The sequence below is a fragment of the Actinoplanes siamensis genome (assembly GCF_016862395.1).
GTDB lineage: Bacteria > Actinomycetota > Actinomycetes > Mycobacteriales > Micromonosporaceae > Actinoplanes > Actinoplanes siamensis.
The window spans coordinates 172,412-187,705 of the sequence record NZ_BOMW01000006.1 but is presented as its reverse complement, the minus strand read 5'-3'; the positions used below and the strand labels follow the sequence as shown (position 1 = coordinate 187,705).

Annotated in this window: 13 protein-coding genes and 3 tRNA genes; 9 read left to right on the top strand and 7 right to left on the bottom strand. The window is 71.4% G+C overall.

Annotated elements, in window-relative coordinates:
• Positions 1–8: 8 nt before the first annotated feature.
• Both Asi03nite_RS02630 and Asi03nite_RS02625 read right to left on the bottom strand, forming a co-directional pair.
• Complete coding sequence (locus Asi03nite_RS02630) at positions 9–1,349, bottom strand: M16 family metallopeptidase (protein WP_203676736.1); 1,341 nt, start codon at positions 1,347–1,349, stop codon at positions 9–11.
• A complete protein-coding gene (locus Asi03nite_RS02625) occupies positions 1,346–2,668 on the bottom strand; it encodes a M16 family metallopeptidase (RefSeq protein WP_239102346.1) in 1,323 nt (440 codons plus the stop codon). The genes Asi03nite_RS02630 and Asi03nite_RS02625 overlap by 4 nt, the downstream gene beginning before the upstream one ends.
• Positions 2,669–2,884: 216 nt before the next feature.
• Here Asi03nite_RS02625 and arfB point away from each other — a divergent pair, with 216 nt between their 5' ends.
• Positions 2,885–3,307, top strand: coding sequence for an alternative ribosome rescue aminoacyl-tRNA hydrolase ArfB (gene arfB / locus Asi03nite_RS02620; protein WP_203676734.1), 423 nt, complete (start codon positions 2,885–2,887; stop codon positions 3,305–3,307).
• A gap of 115 nt (positions 3,308–3,422) precedes the next feature.
• Here arfB and Asi03nite_RS02615 read toward each other — a convergent pair whose 3' ends face one another.
• Positions 3,423–4,364: a 3-methyladenine DNA glycosylase gene (locus Asi03nite_RS02615; protein WP_203676733.1), complete on the bottom strand. Its 942-nt coding sequence runs from the start codon at positions 4,362–4,364 to the stop codon at positions 3,423–3,425.
• 401 nt (positions 4,365–4,765) lie between these two features.
• Here Asi03nite_RS02615 and Asi03nite_RS02610 point away from each other — a divergent pair, with 401 nt between their 5' ends.
• The 4 genes from Asi03nite_RS02610 (at position 4,766) to Asi03nite_RS02595 (ending at position 6,790) form a co-directional block, all read left to right on the top strand.
• Positions 4,766–5,560 (top strand): fumarylacetoacetate hydrolase family protein, encoded by a 795-nt coding sequence (locus Asi03nite_RS02610; RefSeq protein ID WP_203676732.1) that lies wholly within the window; start codon positions 4,766–4,768, stop codon positions 5,558–5,560.
• 321 nt (positions 5,561–5,881) lie between these two features.
• Positions 5,882–5,953, top strand: a tRNA-Gln gene (locus Asi03nite_RS02605).
• A gap of 60 nt (positions 5,954–6,013) precedes the next feature.
• Positions 6,014–6,086 (top strand) — tRNA-Glu (locus Asi03nite_RS02600).
• A 628-nt stretch (positions 6,087–6,714) separates the two neighbouring features.
• Positions 6,715–6,790: transfer RNA gene (locus tag Asi03nite_RS02595), tRNA-Glu, on the top strand.
• 210 nt (positions 6,791–7,000) lie between these two features.
• On the opposite strand, the gene Asi03nite_RS02590 is transcribed toward Asi03nite_RS02595, so the two are convergent.
• Both Asi03nite_RS02590 and Asi03nite_RS02585 read right to left on the bottom strand, forming a co-directional pair.
• Positions 7,001–7,669 carry an N-acyl homoserine lactonase family protein gene (locus tag Asi03nite_RS02590; protein ID WP_203676731.1) on the bottom strand — a complete coding sequence of 223 codons (669 nt, stop codon included), beginning with the start codon at positions 7,667–7,669 and terminating at the stop codon, positions 7,001–7,003.
• 77 nt (positions 7,670–7,746) lie between these two features.
• Complete coding sequence (locus tag Asi03nite_RS02585; protein ID WP_014447202.1) at positions 7,747–8,433, bottom strand: IclR family transcriptional regulator; 687 nt, start codon at positions 8,431–8,433, stop codon at positions 7,747–7,749.
• Positions 8,434–8,482: 49 nt separating this feature from the next.
• Here Asi03nite_RS02585 and leuC point away from each other — a divergent pair, with 49 nt between their 5' ends.
• The 4 genes from leuC (at position 8,483) to Asi03nite_RS02565 (ending at position 12,008) form a co-directional block, all read left to right on the top strand.
• Positions 8,483–9,937 (top strand): 3-isopropylmalate dehydratase large subunit, encoded by a 1,455-nt coding sequence (gene leuC, locus Asi03nite_RS02580; protein ID WP_203676730.1) that lies wholly within the window; start codon positions 8,483–8,485, stop codon positions 9,935–9,937.
• A 19-nt stretch (positions 9,938–9,956) separates the two neighbouring features.
• Positions 9,957–10,547, top strand: coding sequence for a 3-isopropylmalate dehydratase small subunit (gene leuD, locus Asi03nite_RS02575; protein ID WP_203676729.1), 591 nt, complete (start codon positions 9,957–9,959; stop codon positions 10,545–10,547).
• A gap of 161 nt (positions 10,548–10,708) precedes the next feature.
• A complete protein-coding gene (locus Asi03nite_RS02570; RefSeq protein WP_203676728.1) occupies positions 10,709–11,425 on the top strand; it encodes an HU family DNA-binding protein in 717 nt (238 codons plus the stop codon).
• A 130-nt stretch (positions 11,426–11,555) separates the two neighbouring features.
• Positions 11,556–12,008 carry a hypothetical protein gene (locus Asi03nite_RS02565; RefSeq protein ID WP_239102309.1) on the top strand — a complete coding sequence of 151 codons (453 nt, stop codon included), beginning with the start codon at positions 11,556–11,558 and terminating at the stop codon, positions 12,006–12,008.
• Here the strand turns inward: Asi03nite_RS02565 and Asi03nite_RS02560 are convergent.
• Positions 11,965–12,993, bottom strand: coding sequence for an NUDIX hydrolase (locus Asi03nite_RS02560; protein WP_203676727.1), 1,029 nt, complete (start codon positions 12,991–12,993; stop codon positions 11,965–11,967). The two genes, Asi03nite_RS02565 and Asi03nite_RS02560, sit on opposite strands and share 44 nt — an antisense overlap.
• Positions 12,993–15,242, bottom strand: a complete 2,250-nt coding sequence (locus Asi03nite_RS02555; protein WP_203676726.1) for an RNA degradosome polyphosphate kinase — start codon at positions 15,240–15,242, stop codon at positions 12,993–12,995. Before Asi03nite_RS02555 ends, Asi03nite_RS02560 begins: the two co-directional genes overlap by 1 nt.
• Positions 15,243–15,294 lie beyond the last annotated feature (52 nt).

Genomic DNA, 15,294 nt, shown 5'->3' with positions numbered 1-15,294 from the left:
CTGGCGGGTTACACAGTGGCCTCGGTCAGCGCACCGAACTCGGCCAGTTCGTCGCGGATCGCCGCGCCGTCCCCCTCGACCACCAGGGTCAGCCCGTCCACCGCGAGATGGCGCCCGGCCGCCGCGGACACCTGCTCGACTGTCGCCTCCAGGTATTCCCGGCGCAGCGTCTCGTAGTAGTCGTCGGGCAGCTCGTGCACCACCAGGGTGGCCAGCGCCCCGGTGATCGCGCCCGGGGTCTGCATCTCCACCGACAGCTGGCCGGCCCGCCAGGAACGCGCCACCGCCAGCTCCTCCTCGGTCACACCGTCCTGCTGGGTACGCCGGATCTCACCGAGCGTGTCCCGGATCGCCGGCCCGGTCACCGCTGTCTGGACCCCGGCGGCCACCTCGAAACGGCCGGCCCGGCGGGTCATCGCGTACGACCCGCGGATCCCGTACGTGTACCCCTTGACCTCGCGGATCAGGTGGTTCAGCCGGGAGGTGAACGCCCCGCCGAGTACCGTGGCGGCCAGCGTCATCGGCACGTAGTCGGGCGTGACCCGCTCCGGCGCCCGGTGCCCGATCCGCAACGTCGACTGCACCGAGCCCGGCCGGTCCACCAGGATCACGTGCGGCGCCGCCGGCACGGCCAGGCCCAGCGGCGCCTCCAGGTCCAGCGCCTGCCCGGTGGTGTCGGCGAACGCCGCCTCGGCCAGCTCGGCCAGGTCCAGCCCGTCCAGGTCGCCGGCGACCAGCAGCACACCGGGCCGGAGCATCCACCGCTCGTGGAAGGCGGCCACGTCGTCCACGGTGACGGCGGCCACCGAGGCCGGGTCGCCGTGCAGCGGCCTGCCGTACCGCCCGTCGGCGGCGAACAGGTCGGCGCGCAGGGCGGCGTCCGCCCGCGGGCCGGGCTGCGCCCAGTCCATCCGCAGCGCGGTCACCTCGTCGTCGCGCACCCGCTCCACGTCGGCCGGGTCCAGCTTCGGGGTGCGGGCCGCCTCGGCGGCCAGCCGGACCGCGCCGGCCAGCCGCGGGGCCGGGGCGGAGACGCCGACCCGGAACGTGTCCCAGTCCACCGACGGCGAGAGCTCGGCGCCCAGACCCTCCAGGGCCAGCGCGTACGCCGTGGAGTCACGCTTCCTGGTGCCCTCCTCCAGGGACTTGGCCAGCACCGTGGCGGTTCCCTCGCGACCCGCCGGCTCGCGGGCCGCGCTGGCGTCCAGCAGCAGCACCGCGCTGGCCAGGAACTGGCCGGGCAGGTGCGCGGCGATCACGGTGCCGCCGTGCGCGGTGACCCGCCGGACGGCCGGGAACGCGTACGGGCGGGCGGTGCCGGCCTCCGGGCGGGTGGTGATCAGGCTCATGCTTTCGTCTCCGGCAGGTATGTCAGGGTGACGCGGGATTCCTTCTGCAGGGTGCGGACGGCCGCCTCGGTGACGTCGTCCGCGGTCACCGCCAGCCACGCCGGGAGCCGGGAGCCGGCGGTCGCCGGGTCGCCGAACTGGGTGGTGTAGCGGCCCAGCGTGTCGGCGCGCCCGCCGACCGTGGACACCTGCCGCCACCAGCTCGTGGTCAGCAACGCCTTGGCCCGGTCCAGCTCGTCGCCGGTGACCGGCTCGTCGATCAGGCTCTGCACCACCTCGGCGAGACCGTCCTCCAGGGTCTCCACGTCCACGCCGTCCTTCGCGGTGGCCGTGATGATCAGCGGGGCCGGGCCGTGCGCGAGGTCCACCCCGTACGACCCGATGTAGTCCGGCTGGGCGATCCGCTTGCCGTCGGCCAGCCGCTGGTAGAGACGGCTGCCCCGGCCGCTGCCGAGCACTGTGGCGAGCACCGTGACCGCGTCGTAGCCGGCCGTGCCGAACGGGTACGTCCGGTGGGACAGGTAGATCCGGGGCGCGGGCACCGCCGCGGTGACCGTCTCGCGTACCGGCTCGGTGGCTGGCCCGGCCAGGTGCCCGGCCGGCGCCGTCGGGATGCCGGGCACCTCCTCGATCGCCCCGAAGTACTTCTCGGCCAGCGCGAACACCTCGGCCGGCGAGGCGTCCCCGGCGACCGTGAGCACGCAGTTGTTCGGCGCGTAGTACTGCTGGTGGAACGCCTTGAACGTGTCCAGGCCCGCCGCGTTCAGGTCCTCCATGGACCCGATGGTGGCGTGATGATACGGATGCCCCTCCGGGTAGAGCAGCGGCAACAAGCGCAGCCACGCGTCCCCGTACGGCACGTTGTCGTACCGCTGGCGGCGCTCGTTCTTCACCACCTCACGCTGATTGTCCAGGGTCTCCTGGGTCAGCGCGGGAACCAGCCCGCCCATCCGGTCCGCCTCCAGCCAGAGCGCCAGCTCCAGGTGCTCGGAGGGCATGCTCTCGAAGTAGTTCGTCCGGTCCGGATTGGTGGTGGCGTTCAGCGAGCCGCCGTTGCCCTGCACCAGCCGCATGTGCTCGGTCTTGCGCACGTGCTGCGAACCCTCGAACATCAGGTGCTCGAAGAGGTGCGCGAAACCGGTCTGGCCGGGCGGTTCGTGCCGGGAGCCGACGTCGTACCAGAGATTGACGCAGACGACCGGAACGGTCCGGTCCTCGCTGACGACGACGCGCAGGCCGTTCGCCAGCCGCGTGGTTTCGATGGGCCACGGATAGCCGGTCTCGGTGACCGGTGCGGTTGGGGACGTCACCCGACCCATCATGCCCTGTAACGCTGGCTTTCGGCCCCGGTGTGCCGGTCCGCGTATCGCTTGCCGGTCTCCGCCGCTTCCCCCTTCCGGCGTCCTCACGGCCACCCTCTCCACCCGGCCTTCTCGCGGCTCTCGCCGGGGTCCGGGTGATCGATAACCCCGTGGCGGGGGGATCGGTAGGGGTGCGATGCTGGGCGGCGTCCGGCTTTCTGCGAGGGGGACCCCATGGCCGACGTGCTGATCCGGCCCGGTCTGGCCATTCCCGAGGCCGAGCTTTCGTGGCGCTTCTCGCGCTCCAGCGGTCCAGGCGGTCAGGGCGTCAATACGACCGATTCGCGGGTCGAGCTGTCGTGGAACCTGCTCGCCTCCAACCTGCTCCCACCCGCTCTGAAGCAGCGTGCGGTCGAGCGGCTCGGCAGCCGGCTGATCGACGGCGTGCTGACCATCACGGCGTCCGAGCATCGCTCCCAGCTGCGCAACCGCGAGGCCGCCGAGGCCCGTCTCGCCATGCGGGTCGGCGAGGCCATCGCCGCCCCGCCTCGCCAGCGCCGCGCCACCAAACCCACTCGGGGCTCGGTCGAGCGCCGCATCGGCGAGAAGAAACGCCGAGCCCAGATCAAGCGCAACCGTCGCGGCGACATCGACTGACGCGCCGCGCGGCCACGGTCCCGGCCGATGCTCCTCGCGCCGCCGGCTGACGCGGCCGGCGCTCTCGCCCGTCCCCGGGGTGTCCGGACCGGCCCGGCCGGTCCGGAAGCCGCGGTCAGCGGTGGTTGAAGGGGGCTACCGCCTCACGGTTGCGGGCGGCGCCCTCCGGCCCGAGCAGCGCCTCGCAGACCCGGATCAGGCGGCTTCGCAGGCCGGCCGCACGGCGGGCCAGTTCGCGCTGGCGAGCGACGTACTCCGCCTTGCCCTCCGGGGTTTCGATCTTCACCGGCGGATGGCCGTAGGAGGTCAAATCGTACGGACTGGCCTGCATGTCCAGGAGCCGGATCTCGCCCGCCAGGGCGAAGCAGTCCAGCGCCAGCGCGCCCGGGACGGCGGGACCCAGCTTCTGGGCCCACTTGTGCACGTCCATCGCGGCGTGCAGGCAGCCCGGCTGGTCGAGGTCCACCTGGGTGGCACGGGTGGGCTGCAGCCGGTTGAGGCCGACCGCCTCCGGGGTGAAGAAGCGGAACGCGTCGTAGTGCGTGCAGCGGATGGTGTGCTGCTCGACGACGCGATCGGTTTCGGACTGGCCGAGGCGCAGGGGAAGCGGGTGGCGGTGCTCCGGGTCGCGGTAGACCATGGCCCACTCGTGCAGGCCGAAGCAGCCGGAGAAGACCGGGCGGGAGGCGGTGGCGGTGAGCAGGCCGTGGATGTAGCGGACGCTCTCGCCGCGGGCGTGCATGAACGCGTCCTCGTCGAGGGCGACGATGCCGTCCTGGTAGGTCAGATAGAACTTCCAGCCGGACTGTTCGGCCAGGCCGTCCGGGGCCTGGGCCAGGCCGGCGCCGACGCCCGGGTGCCAGCGGCGCAGCATGGACGGGCGGGTGCCGTAGTAGTCGTAGAGGAAGTCCTCGATCGCGTGTTTCTCGCCGGTCGCCCGACGGGCGCGGTGGCCCGCGGTCATCTGGTCGGCGCGCTCGGCGTGCGCCCGGGCGAGGGGTATCCAGGTGACCGAGGGCAGCGTGGTGGTGAGTGCCCTCACCTGCTTGATCCCCATCGCACCAATGTATCTAGCCGAAGCGATCAACACGATCACCGTTAGGCGCGAATGAGGTCCGCCACGGCGTGTTCTTTCGGGTCGGGCCCCGACCCGTTTCCGGCTTCTTCGTGAATGTGACGTTTTGGGATCAGCGGCGACCGGCGGGACCGGGCGCGCCGGCAGGGCAACCCCGGCCGGGCGGATCACCCGGCCCTGGCCGGTCGACGACCTGCTGGCCGCCGTCGGGTTGACCGCCGCATGGCCTGACGACCACCGCGCAGCTGCTGATCATGGACCGGGAGGACGGCACGCTGCAGCGCGCCGAGGCCGTCGGGCCGGCTGCGGGCTGTGGCCCAGGTCTTCCCCGGCGGCCCGGCGTAGATTCAGAGGCGTCCGCCGCTTCTGCAGATGGGAATCCCGTGCGCTTCGCCCGTTTTGTTCATGCCGCTGGAGTGTCGTTCGGCGTCGTCGAGGGTGACGGCGCCTCCGGCCTCACGGTGGCCGAGATCAGCAGCCTGCCGTTCGAGAAGGTGGTCCGCACCGGGCAGCGCTGGGCACTTCCGGACGTACGCCTGCTCGCGCCGATCTTCTCCAGCAAGGTGATCGGCGTCGGCCGCAACTACGCGGAGCACGCCGCGGAGCTGGGCAACGAGGTGCCCAAGGAGCCGCTGATCTTCATCAAGCCGTCCACCTCGGTGATCGGGCCGAACGACGCGATCCGGATCCCGTCGGTCTCCAGCCAGGTCGAGGAGGAGGCCGAGCTCGCCGTCGTGATCGGTGCCACCGGCGCCCGCCGCGTCGACCGGGCCGGCGCCCAGAAGGCGATCTTCGGCTACACCTGCGCCAACGACGTCACTGCCCGCGACCTGCAACGCAAGGACGCGCAGTGGACCCGGGCCAAGGGCTTCGACTCGTTCTGCCCGCTCGGGCCGTGGATCGAGACCGAGCTGGACGTGAGCGACGTCGAGGTGCGCTGCGAGGTCGGCCGTGACCCGGAGCACATGGAGGTCCGGCAGATCGGCCGGACCAAGGACATGGTCTTCGACATCCCGGGCCTGGTGTCCTATGTCTCGCACGTGATGACGCTGCTGCCCGGGGACGTGATCCTGACCGGGACGCCGGCCGGCGTCAGCAAGATCGAGCCGGGGGACACGGTGTCGGTAAGCGTGCAGGGGATCGGTGAGCTGCGCAACACGGTGGTCGCCCAGGACTGAGCCGGCGCGGCCGCGCTGCTGGTCGCGCTTGCGACCGACTTGGGGGTACGGGCACCGCCGGCGTCCCGTGACATCGGTGGTGCCCGCCTCGTGGCCCGCTCACCGGGGCATCTGCCGCGCCCGCCTCTTGCCGGGCCGCATCGCATCCCCTTCCCGGGTCGCATGGACGTCGCAGGCGTCCTGAGGCATCGACGGCGTCCACCCCCCCTGTCGGGTCACTGCGAGTGTCCATGGGGTCACGCAGACCGGATTCGGTAACCCGATTTGGCGGGCGGGGAGGGCTCGGGTAAAGTTCTCCACGGCTCGGCAAGCCGGGCCAAATGGGGTATGGGGTAATTGGCAGCCCGACTGATTCTGGTTCAGTTAGTCTAGGTTCGAGTCCTGGTACCCCAGCGGTGTCAACACTCCGGTGTCGGCAACGCTGGAGCGCGAGTTTCGCGCAAAGGCAGTTCTGGTCCCGTCGTCTAGCGGCCTAGGACGCCGCCCTCTCAAGGCGGTAGCGAGGGTTCGAATCCCTTCGGGACTACTCCTGAGAACGGCCCACATCCACCCGGATGTGGGCCGTTTCTGTTTCCCTTTCATCGCGACCCGGCACGGTGCCGCCCTCGGGCCGCTCCGCGCTTCCCCCGCTCCGAGCCTGCCCGCACTCCGGGCTTCCTCCTCGTTCTCGCCCTTTCCCTCGCTCTGCGCTCCGGCTCGCGCTGGCCGAGCTCGAGGGGCCGCAGGCCCGGCCGTCTGCCGGCGGTGAGCGGGTGTATCCGCGACGCCTGCGGGGCTGCCGGGAGCGGGCGCGTGGTGGGCGTGAGTGGTGTCTCGCGGGGCCGGTGGAGAGCTGCCGGGAGCCGGCGCGTGGTGGGCGTGAGGGGTGTCTCGCGGGGCCGGTGGAGAGCTGCCGGGAGCCGGCGCGTGGTGGGCGGGCTGGGCGTGAGGGCCGTTGGGGCCGGCTGGTGACTCCGGCTGCGGCCGGGAGGTGTCTCGCACCATTCGTGGGGCCGGCGGCGGGCTGATGTGCGGGCTGCTGGACGCGTGGATGTTCGGGGCTGTGGGGGTGGTCACTGCGCGGGGCGGGGAGGGGCGGCCGATTCGGAGGTGGGTCCAAGGGGCTGATAGAGTTCAGCGCGCCGCTCGGGGAGAGCGGTGCAACGGAAGTTCTCGGTCCCGTCGTCTAGCGGCCTAGGACGCCGCCCTCTCAAGGCGGTAGCGAGGGTTCGAATCCCTTCGGGACTACCAGGAGACATGGCCCGCACCGATCATGGTGCGGGCCATTTTCGTCGTGGCCCGTGCCTCTCTGCCGTGGGGGTCGGCCGCGTTCGTTGCCGGCTGGTGGTTCTGGTCTCGTGGGGTCGGCGGCGTTCGTTGCCGGGCTTCGGTTCTGGTGTCGTGGGGTCGGCGGCGCTTGTGCCGGGCGGTGGTTCTGGTGTCGCGGGGGTCGCGACCTGGTCAGGGGGTCCAGACGGCGTTGTCGTGGGCGAACACGACGCGGCGGGGGTCGAAGGACAGCAGGCGGTCGAGCCAGGCCGGCGTCGGGGCGATGCCGGCCCGGTGGGCCAGGACGTCACCGGTGAAGGCGGTGGCGTGGTCGTGGCTCTGGCCGGCGACGATCAGGGTTCCGTCGGGGGTGGTGACGATCACCGACTGGTGGCCGGCGGTGTGACCGGGCGTGGGGATGATCACCACGCCGGGGAGGATCTCGGTTTCGCCGTCCAGCTCCTGCAGGACGGCGCCCGGATGGTCGACGAGGGACGCCAGATACTCGTCAGAGGTGCGGGCCAGGGTCAGCTCCGGGCGCTGGGTGAAGACCGGGGTCCCGGCCAGGTCCGCATTGCCGCCACAGTGGTCGAAATGCAGGTGGCAGTTGACGACGTAGCCGATCTGATCGGTTCTGCTGCCGGCGGCCGTGAGCGCCTCGGCCAGCGGGACCCGCCGCGGGCGGTAATGGGCATCGACTCCCGGGACCTGGCCCATTCCGGTGTCCACCAGGATCTGCCCGCCGGGATGGTCGATCAGGTAACCCAGGGTGGGCTCGACGCGCGGGGATCCGGTCCCGGTCTCCTCCGGCGGGCGGACGAAGTAGCCGTAGCCGAGCCGCCGGACAGTGATGTTCCTCATCGTCGAAGTATCCCCGCGGCGGGGCCGACCCCCGCCGGAACTCTGCTGGAGGCAGAGCCGGCGCGAACGGGTGGTGGTTACAGGCCGGAGAGCCGCTGGCCGGCGCGGACGACGGCCATGGCGTGCCGTTCGCCGGGGCGGCGGCCCAGGCGCTCGATCGGTCCGCTGATCGAGATGGAGGCGATCACCCGGCCGGTGCGGTCCCGGATCGGGGCGGAGACGCTGGCGACGCCCGGCTCGCGCTCGGCGACGCTCTGCGCCCAGCCCCGGCGGCGCACCTCGGCGAGTGTGCGGCCGGTGAACTTGCAGCGGGGCAGCAGCGGCATGACCGCCTCCGGCGGCTCCCAGGCGAGCAGGATCTGCGCGGCCGAGCCGGCCACCATGGGCAGCACCGAGCCGACCGGAACGGTGTCGCGAAGACCACTCGCCCGCTCGGCCGCGGCGACGCAGATGCGCTCGTCCGCGCGGCGCAGGTAGAGCTGCGCGCTCTCCCCGGTGGCGTCCCGCAATGCGGAAAGCAGCGGCTCCGCGGCGGTCAGCAGCACGTCCGGCGCGGCGTTCGCCAGCTCGCCCAGGCGCGGGCCGGGGCGCCATCGTCCCTGCGTGTCCCGGACCAGCATCCGATGGATCTCCAGGGCCTGGGCCAGGCGATGTGCGGTCGCCCGCGGCAGCTTGGTGCGCTCGACTAATTCGGCCAGGCTGGCGCCGTCGACACAGGCGGCGAGGATGACAACCGCCTTGTCGAGAACGCCTACACCGCTCATACTGTGTCCCACAAGCCGAAACATACATTCCAGAATTTAGGATGTCCAGATGGTGGGAGTCACTCCCCGGAGCGGGAAACCCAGGACCCTGGCCGAGAAGGTCTGGGATGACCACGTGGTGCGCACGGCCGACGGCGAGCCCGACCTGCTCTTCATCGACCTGCACCTGCTGCACGAGGTCACCAGCCCGCAGGCGTTCGACGGTCTGCGGATGGCCGGCCGGCGGGTCCGCCGGACCGACCTCACGCTCGCTACGGAGGACCACAACACCCCGACCGGGTACGCGGATCCGTCGTTCAACACCCGCCGCGGCGAGCTGCTGACCATCGCGGACACGGTCTCCCGGACGCAGATCGAGACCCTGCGGAAGAACTGCGCCGAGTTCGGTGTCGAGATCCGCCCGCTCGGCGACGTGAACCAGGGCATCGTGCACGTGATCGGCCCGCAGCTGGGCCTGACCCAGCCGGGCACCACGATCGTCTGCGGCGACTCGCACACCGCGACCCACGGCGCGTTCGGCGCGCTGGCCTTCGGCATCGGCACCAGCGAGGTCGAGCACGTGCTGGCCACCCAGACGTTGCCGCAGTCGAAGCCGAAGACGATGGCCGTCACCGTCGTCGGCGACCTGCGGCCGGGGGTGAGCGCGAAGGACCTGATCCTCGCCCTGATCACGCAGACCGGCACCGGCGGCGGCAACGGCCACATCGTGGAGTACCGCGGGGACGCGATCCGCAAGCTCTCCATGGAGGGCCGGATGACGATCTGCAACATGTCGATCGAGTGGGGCGCCAAGGCCGGCATGATCGCGCCGGACGAGACCACCTTCGCGTACCTCAAGGGCCGCAAGCACGCCCCGCAGGGCGCCGATTGGGACGCCGCGGTGGAGTACTGGAGGACCCTCGCCACCGACGAGGACGCGGAGTACGACACCGAGATCATCCTGGACGCCACGAAGATCAGCCCGTTCATCACCTGGGGCACCAACCCCGGCCAGGGCGCCGCGCTGGACAGCGTCGTGCCGGACCCGCGGGACTTCCCGGACGAGGTCCAGCGGTCCGCCGCCGAGCGCGCCCTGGCGTACATGGACCTCACCCCGGGCACGCCGTTCCGCGACGTCCCGGTCGACGTGGTCTTCGTCGGCTCGTGCACCAACGGACGGCTGGAGGACCTGCGCGCCGCGGCCGATGTGATCCGCGGCCGCAAGGTCGCCGACGGCGTCCGGATGATGATCGTCCCGGGCTCCTACGTCGTGCGCGAGCAGGCCGAGGCCGAGGGCCTGGACAAGATCTTCACGGACGCGGGCGCCGAGTGGCGGTTCGCCGGCTGCTCGATGTGCCTGGGCATGAACCCGGACACGCTGAGCCCGGGGCAGCGCGCGGCGTCCACCTCCAACCGCAACTTCGAGGGCCGGCAGGGCAAGGGCGGGCGCACCCACCTGGTCTCGCCGCAGGTCGCCGCCGCCACCGCCGTGGTCGGCAAGCTGGCCGCCCCCGCCGACCTCTGAGTCAAGGGATACCCAAGTCATGGACAAGTTCGTCACCCACAGCGGCAAGGTCATGCCGCTGCGCCGCTCCGATGTGGACACCGATCAGATCATTCCGGCGGTCTACCTGAAGCGGGTCACCCGTACCGGCTTCGAGGACGGTCTCTTCAGCGCCTGGCGCGAGGACCCCGGCTTCGTGCTGCACGACCCGGCCCACGCCGGCGCCACCATCCTGGTCGCCGGGCCGAACTTCGGCACCGGCTCGTCCCGCCAGCACGCCGTCTGGGCGCTGCGCGACTGGGGCTTCAAGGTGGTGATCGCCGCCCGGTTCGGCGACATCTTCCGCGGCAACGCGCTCAAGGAGGGCCTGCTGCCGGTCCAGCTCGACCAGAAGATCGTGGAAAGCCTCTGGGATCTGGCCGAGAGCGACCCGGAAAAGCGGATCACCGTCGACCTGGCCGACCGGGTGGTCCGCGTGGACGACGCCGCCTACGAGTTCCCGATCGACGATTTCAGCCGTTGGCGTCTGATGGAGGGGCTCGACGACATCGGACTGACGTTGCGCCACGAGGAAGCGATTAGCGCGTACGAGAAGAGCCGCCCGTCTTTCAAGCCGGTCGTCACTCTTTAACCGTGTCGGAGAATTCGCCCCCGTCGGTGTCGCCGACGGGGGCGAATTTCGTTGGGACACAACGGATTTTTGCCACGAATGTTTGTGTCTGCAGGTCAGAGGGCATACGGTGCGCGCAGAATGGCCTGCGACGGGCCAGTTCTCACGTCCGGGAGGAAACCGTGAACAAGGCCGAGCTCATTGAGGCGCTCGCCGTCAAGCTGGGGGACAAGAAGACGGCGAGCGTTGCGCTGGACGCGTTCATCAGTGAAGTGCAGAACGCCGTCGCCAAGGGTGACAAGGTGTCCCTCACCGGCTTCGGATCCTGGGAGAAGCGGACGCGCAATGCGCGAACCGCGAGGAATCCGCGAACCGGTGAGCCGGTGAAGGTGAAGAAGACGTCGGTCGCCGCATTCCGGGCCGGCAACACGTTCCGGGAACTCGTCGCGAGCGGGAAACCGGCGAAGAACGCGACGGCCAAGAAGACCACCGCCACCAGGACGACTGCCACCAAGGCCACCGCCGGCCGGACGGCCACCAAGACGGCGACGCCGGCGAAGACCACGACGACCGCCCGGAAGACGGCGGCCACCAAGGCCGCTCCGGTGAAGACCACGGCGGCGAAGAAGACCAGCGCGGCCAAGACCGCCGCGACCAGGACCGCCGCGGCCAAGACCGCGGCCACCAAGACGACGGCCACGGCGGCGAAGAAGACCACCGCCACCAGGACGGCGACCGCGACGAAGAAGACCACGGCCACGAAGAACACGGCGGCCAAGAAGACGGCGACGCCGGCGAAGAAGACGACGGCCCGCAAGACCGCGGCGCCGGCGACCTCCTCGGCGCGGGCCAAGAGCACGTCGACGGCCCGGGCGGCGTCGAACCGCAAGGCCCGCTGAATCCCGTCGAGAAGCAGGCGTCCACCCGTATGGTGGGCGCCTTTTTCGATTCCGGCGCGGCCCGCACCCGTACGAGCGAAGTCGGTGATTTCGGTGCGGCCGGGCCACCGGCCGGGCCTAGCGTCCGGGTGTGGAACGCAGACCCAAGGGCGCGCAGCGCGGCCGCACACGGCCGGAACGCGGACCGCGCGGGTTGGTCGGCCGGGCCGGAATGGCGGCGCTCCTGTTCGCGGCCGCTGTCGTGCCCGGATGGACGTTGGGCGACCTGGCCGAACGGGCGACCGACCAGCCGGCGCTGGACTGGCTGATCACCTGCGGCTGGTCCGGCCTGGTGGTGAGCGCGCTGGCGCCGTGGTCGTCGTACCGGGCCCGGGACGGCCTGGCCGGCGCCGTCCCGCTCTACGGCTGGTATCTGGCCGGACTGCTGAGCTGGCGGGTAGCCCTGCTGCCCTACCGCGACTGGGAGCCGCGCCGCGACGAGTTGTGGCGGGCCCGCTGGCTCACCGGCGACCTGATCGGTTACTGGCGGGCCGACCAGGTCACCAGTGAGAGATCCCTAGCAGCCTCTCGCCGGACCAGGTGAGCAGCCAGCCCTCCCCCTTGCGGGTCCGGTAGACGTCGGCCTCCGCGGAAAGGGAAGCGCCCGCGGCCGGGGAGGCGTCCGTGGAGAATCGAGCATCCGTGGCAGGGGACGCCTCAGCGGTGAGGGAAGCGCCGGCGGAAGAGGAAACCTTCGCGGCGGGGGGGTCGTCCGCCGCGGACGGAGCCGGAACGCCCGAGTCACGCGCCAGCGAGGCCAGCAGCGGCGGCATCACCTTGCCCTGACTGCACACCACGACCCGCCCGGCCGCCCGCGCCTCGACCAGCCGGGCCCGCGCCGCCGCCAGCCGGGCCGGCAGCCCGGACGCGTCCTCCGGCTCGGCGAACGCGGGATCCGCGACCACCGGCAGCCCGGTCGCCGCGGCCAGCGGCTGCAGCGTCTGCAGGCAACGCAGCGGAACGGCCGCGATCAGCCGCTGCGGCCGGAACGTGGCCAGCCGGTCGGCGACCAGGGCGGCCTGTTTGCCGCCCCTCGGGCTGAGCGGGCGCAACGAGTCCGGCCCGGACCAGTTCTTCCGGTCGCCGGCGTGCGCGTGCCGGACCAGCGCCACCACCGCGGTGATCGGCGGCAGCCCGGCCACCACGTCGAGCAGCGGGCGCTCGTCCGGATAGCTGAGCCGCAGCGCCGCCTCCGGCAGCGGCAGCCAGGCCAGCTTGTCCACCTCGTCGGTGTCCCGCACCGGCCCGGACTCGGCCGCGCGCATCAGCCAGTACCGCACGGTCTTCGGCCGCCCGCCGGGCAGCCGGTACGCCACCTCGGGCAGCCCGAACTCGGGGAGGCCCACAGTGCCGGTCTCCTCGGTGACCTCCCGCACCGCGGCGGCCAGCTCCGGCTCGTCGTCCTTGACGGTGCCCTTGGGCAGGCTCCAGTCGTCGTACCGCGGGCGGTGCACCAGGCACACCTCGGGGACGCCGCCGGCGCCCGGGCGGTACAGGACTCCGCCCGCCGCGCGAATCGCCTCCCCCATCAGCTCTTCTTGACCACGCGACGCAGCAGGGCCTCCTGCAGGTGGACCTGTGTCTTGCCGGGATCACCGGTGTTGCGCCGCCAGGCGCCCTCGCCGTCCAGGTCCCAGCCCTCGGTGCCGTCCGCCATGGACAGCTCCAGGACGTTGCGCAGCTCCTCGCGGGCCGACGGCATGGTGACCTTGACCAGGGCCTCGACCCGGCGGTCCAGGTTGCGGTGCATCAGGTCGGCGGAGCCCATCCAGTACTCCGCGTCGTCGCCGGCGCCGAACCGGAAGATCCTGGAGTGTTCCAGGAACCGGCCGACGATCGAGCGGACCCGGATGTTGTCGGAGAGGCCGGGCACGCCCGGACGCAGCGTGCACATGCCCCGGATGATCAGATCGATCTTCACGCCGTCCTGCGAGGCGCGGTAGAGCGCGTCCGTGGTCTCCTCGTCGACAAGCGAGTTCACCTTGAACTGGACCAGCGCCTCGCCGCCCGCGCGGGCGATCTTGGCCTGCTCCGCCAGCCGGTCCAGCAGGCCGCGGCGCACGCCGTGCGGCGCGACCAGCAGGCGGCGGTACGTGGTCTGCTGGCTGTATCCGGTGAGCACGTTGAACAGGTCGGTGACGTCCGCGCCCACCTCCGGGTCGGCGGTGAGCATCCCGAAGTCCTCGTACAGCCGGGCGGTCTTGGGGTGGTAGTTGCCCGTGCCGATGTGGCAGTAGCGCCGCAGCTGGTTGCCCTCCTGCCGGACCACCAGCGCGGTCTTGCAGTGGGTCTTGAGGCCGACCAGGCCGTAGACCACGTGGCAGCCGGCCCGTTCCAGGGTGCGCGCCCAGGCGATGTTGGCCACCTCGTCGAACCGGGCCTTCACCTCCACCAGCACCACCACCTGCTTGCCGGCGGCTGCCGCGTCGACCAGGGCGTCCACGATCGGCGAGTCGCCCGACGTGCGGTACAGCGTCTGCTTGATGGCCAGCACGTTCGGGTCGGCGGCGGCCTGCTCGATGAAGCGCTGCACGCTCGTGGAGAACGAGTGGTAGGGGTGGTGGACCAGGATGTCCGACTCACGCAGCCGGTTGAACACGCTGCGCGGCACCTCACCGTCGGCCAGCTGCGGGTGCGTCGCCGGGACGAAAGGGCGGTCCTTGAGGTCGTCGCGGTCGCACTCGCCGAACACCTGCCAGAGCGCCGACAGGTCGAGCAGGCCGGGCACCCGCAGCACGTCGTGACTGTCCATGTCGAGCTCGCGGACCAGCAGGTCGAGCACGTGGTCGCTGATCGAGGCGGCCACCTCGAGCCGGACCGGCGGGCCGAACCGGCGCTGCGCCAGCTCTCGCTCCAGGGCCTGCAGCAGATCCTCGTCGCGGTCCTCGTCGACCTCCAGCTCGGCGTTGCGGGTCACCCGGAAGGCGTGCGTCTCCAGGATCTGCATGCCCGGGAAGAGTTGGTCGAGGTGGTTGGCGATGAGCTCCTCGATGGGCAGGAAGCGCACGCCGCGGCTGTCGTTCTGCACGGTGACGAACCGGGACACGTTGTTCGGCACCTTGATCCGCGCGAACAGCTCGGGGTTGTCGCCGTCCGGGTAGCGCAGGGCCACCGCGAGGTTCAGCGAGCGGCTGGAGATGTACGGGAAGGGGTGCGCCGGGTCCACCGCGAGCGGGGTGAGCACCGGGAACACCTGCTCCCGGAAGAAGGTGCGCAGCCGGCCCCGCTCCGGGTCGTCCAGCTCCTTCCAGCTGACCACCTCGATGCCCTCGGCGGCCAGCTTCGGCCGGACCTCGTCGGCGAAGCAGGCGGCGTGCCGGGTGACCAGGTCGGCGGTGCGCTCGGTGATGGTTTCGATCTGCTGACGCAGCGGGGACCGGTCACCGCTGCGGACCGGCAGGCCGGCGCTGAGCCGGCGCTTCAGGCCGGCCACCCGGACCATGTAGAACTCGTCGAGGTTGCTGGCGAAGATGGCCAGGAACTTGGCCCGCTCCAGCAGTGGGGTCCCCGGGTCCTCGGCCAGCGCCAGCACGCGCGCGTTGAAATCGAGCCAGGACAGTTCCCGGTTCAGGAAGCGATCCTCGGGGAGGTGGTACTCGTCCTCGACCGACTCGACGGGCTCGACGGGGATGTCCGTCACCTCGGTGCTCTCCACCGCCACCTCCACCACGGACTCGACCGGTTCGGTTGACTCGGGGGTGTCGGCGGGCTCGGGACGGGAGAGAAAGCGGCCGTTCGGGCCACGCCGGCGGGTATCGGGGGTCCGGGGCGGGTTCATGCGTCCATCATTGCCGCTCCGAGCGGAACGTGAAACGAACTACCGGATGATC

Coding starts and splice junctions, on each gene's coding strand:
- arfB (WP_203676734.1), top strand. CDS start 2,885: ATGGCCGACGTGCTGATCCGGCCCGGTCTGGCCATTCCCGAGGCCGAG.
- leuC (WP_203676730.1), top strand. CDS start 8,483: ATGGTGGGAGTCACTCCCCGGAGCGGGAAACCCAGGACCCTGGCCGAG.
- Asi03nite_RS02615 (WP_203676733.1), bottom strand. CDS start 4,364: ATGGGGATCAAGCAGGTGAGGGCACTCACCACCACGCTGCCCTCGGTC.
- Asi03nite_RS02630 (WP_203676736.1), bottom strand. CDS start 1,349: ATGAGCCTGATCACCACCCGCCCGGAGGCCGGCACCGCCCGCCCGTAC.
- Asi03nite_RS02555 (WP_203676726.1), bottom strand. CDS start 15,242: ATGAACCCGCCCCGGACCCCCGATACCCGCCGGCGTGGCCCGAACGGC.
- leuD (WP_203676729.1), top strand. CDS start 9,957: ATGGACAAGTTCGTCACCCACAGCGGCAAGGTCATGCCGCTGCGCCGC.
- Asi03nite_RS02590 (WP_203676731.1), bottom strand. CDS start 7,669: ATGAGGAACATCACTGTCCGGCGGCTCGGCTACGGCTACTTCGTCCGC.
- Asi03nite_RS02625 (WP_239102346.1), bottom strand. CDS start 2,668: ATGGGTCGGGTGACGTCCCCAACCGCACCGGTCACCGAGACCGGCTAT.
- Asi03nite_RS02585 (WP_014447202.1), bottom strand. CDS start 8,433: ATGAGCGGTGTAGGCGTTCTCGACAAGGCGGTTGTCATCCTCGCCGCC.
- Asi03nite_RS02560 (WP_203676727.1), bottom strand. CDS start 12,993: ATGGGGGAGGCGATTCGCGCGGCGGGCGGAGTCCTGTACCGCCCGGGC.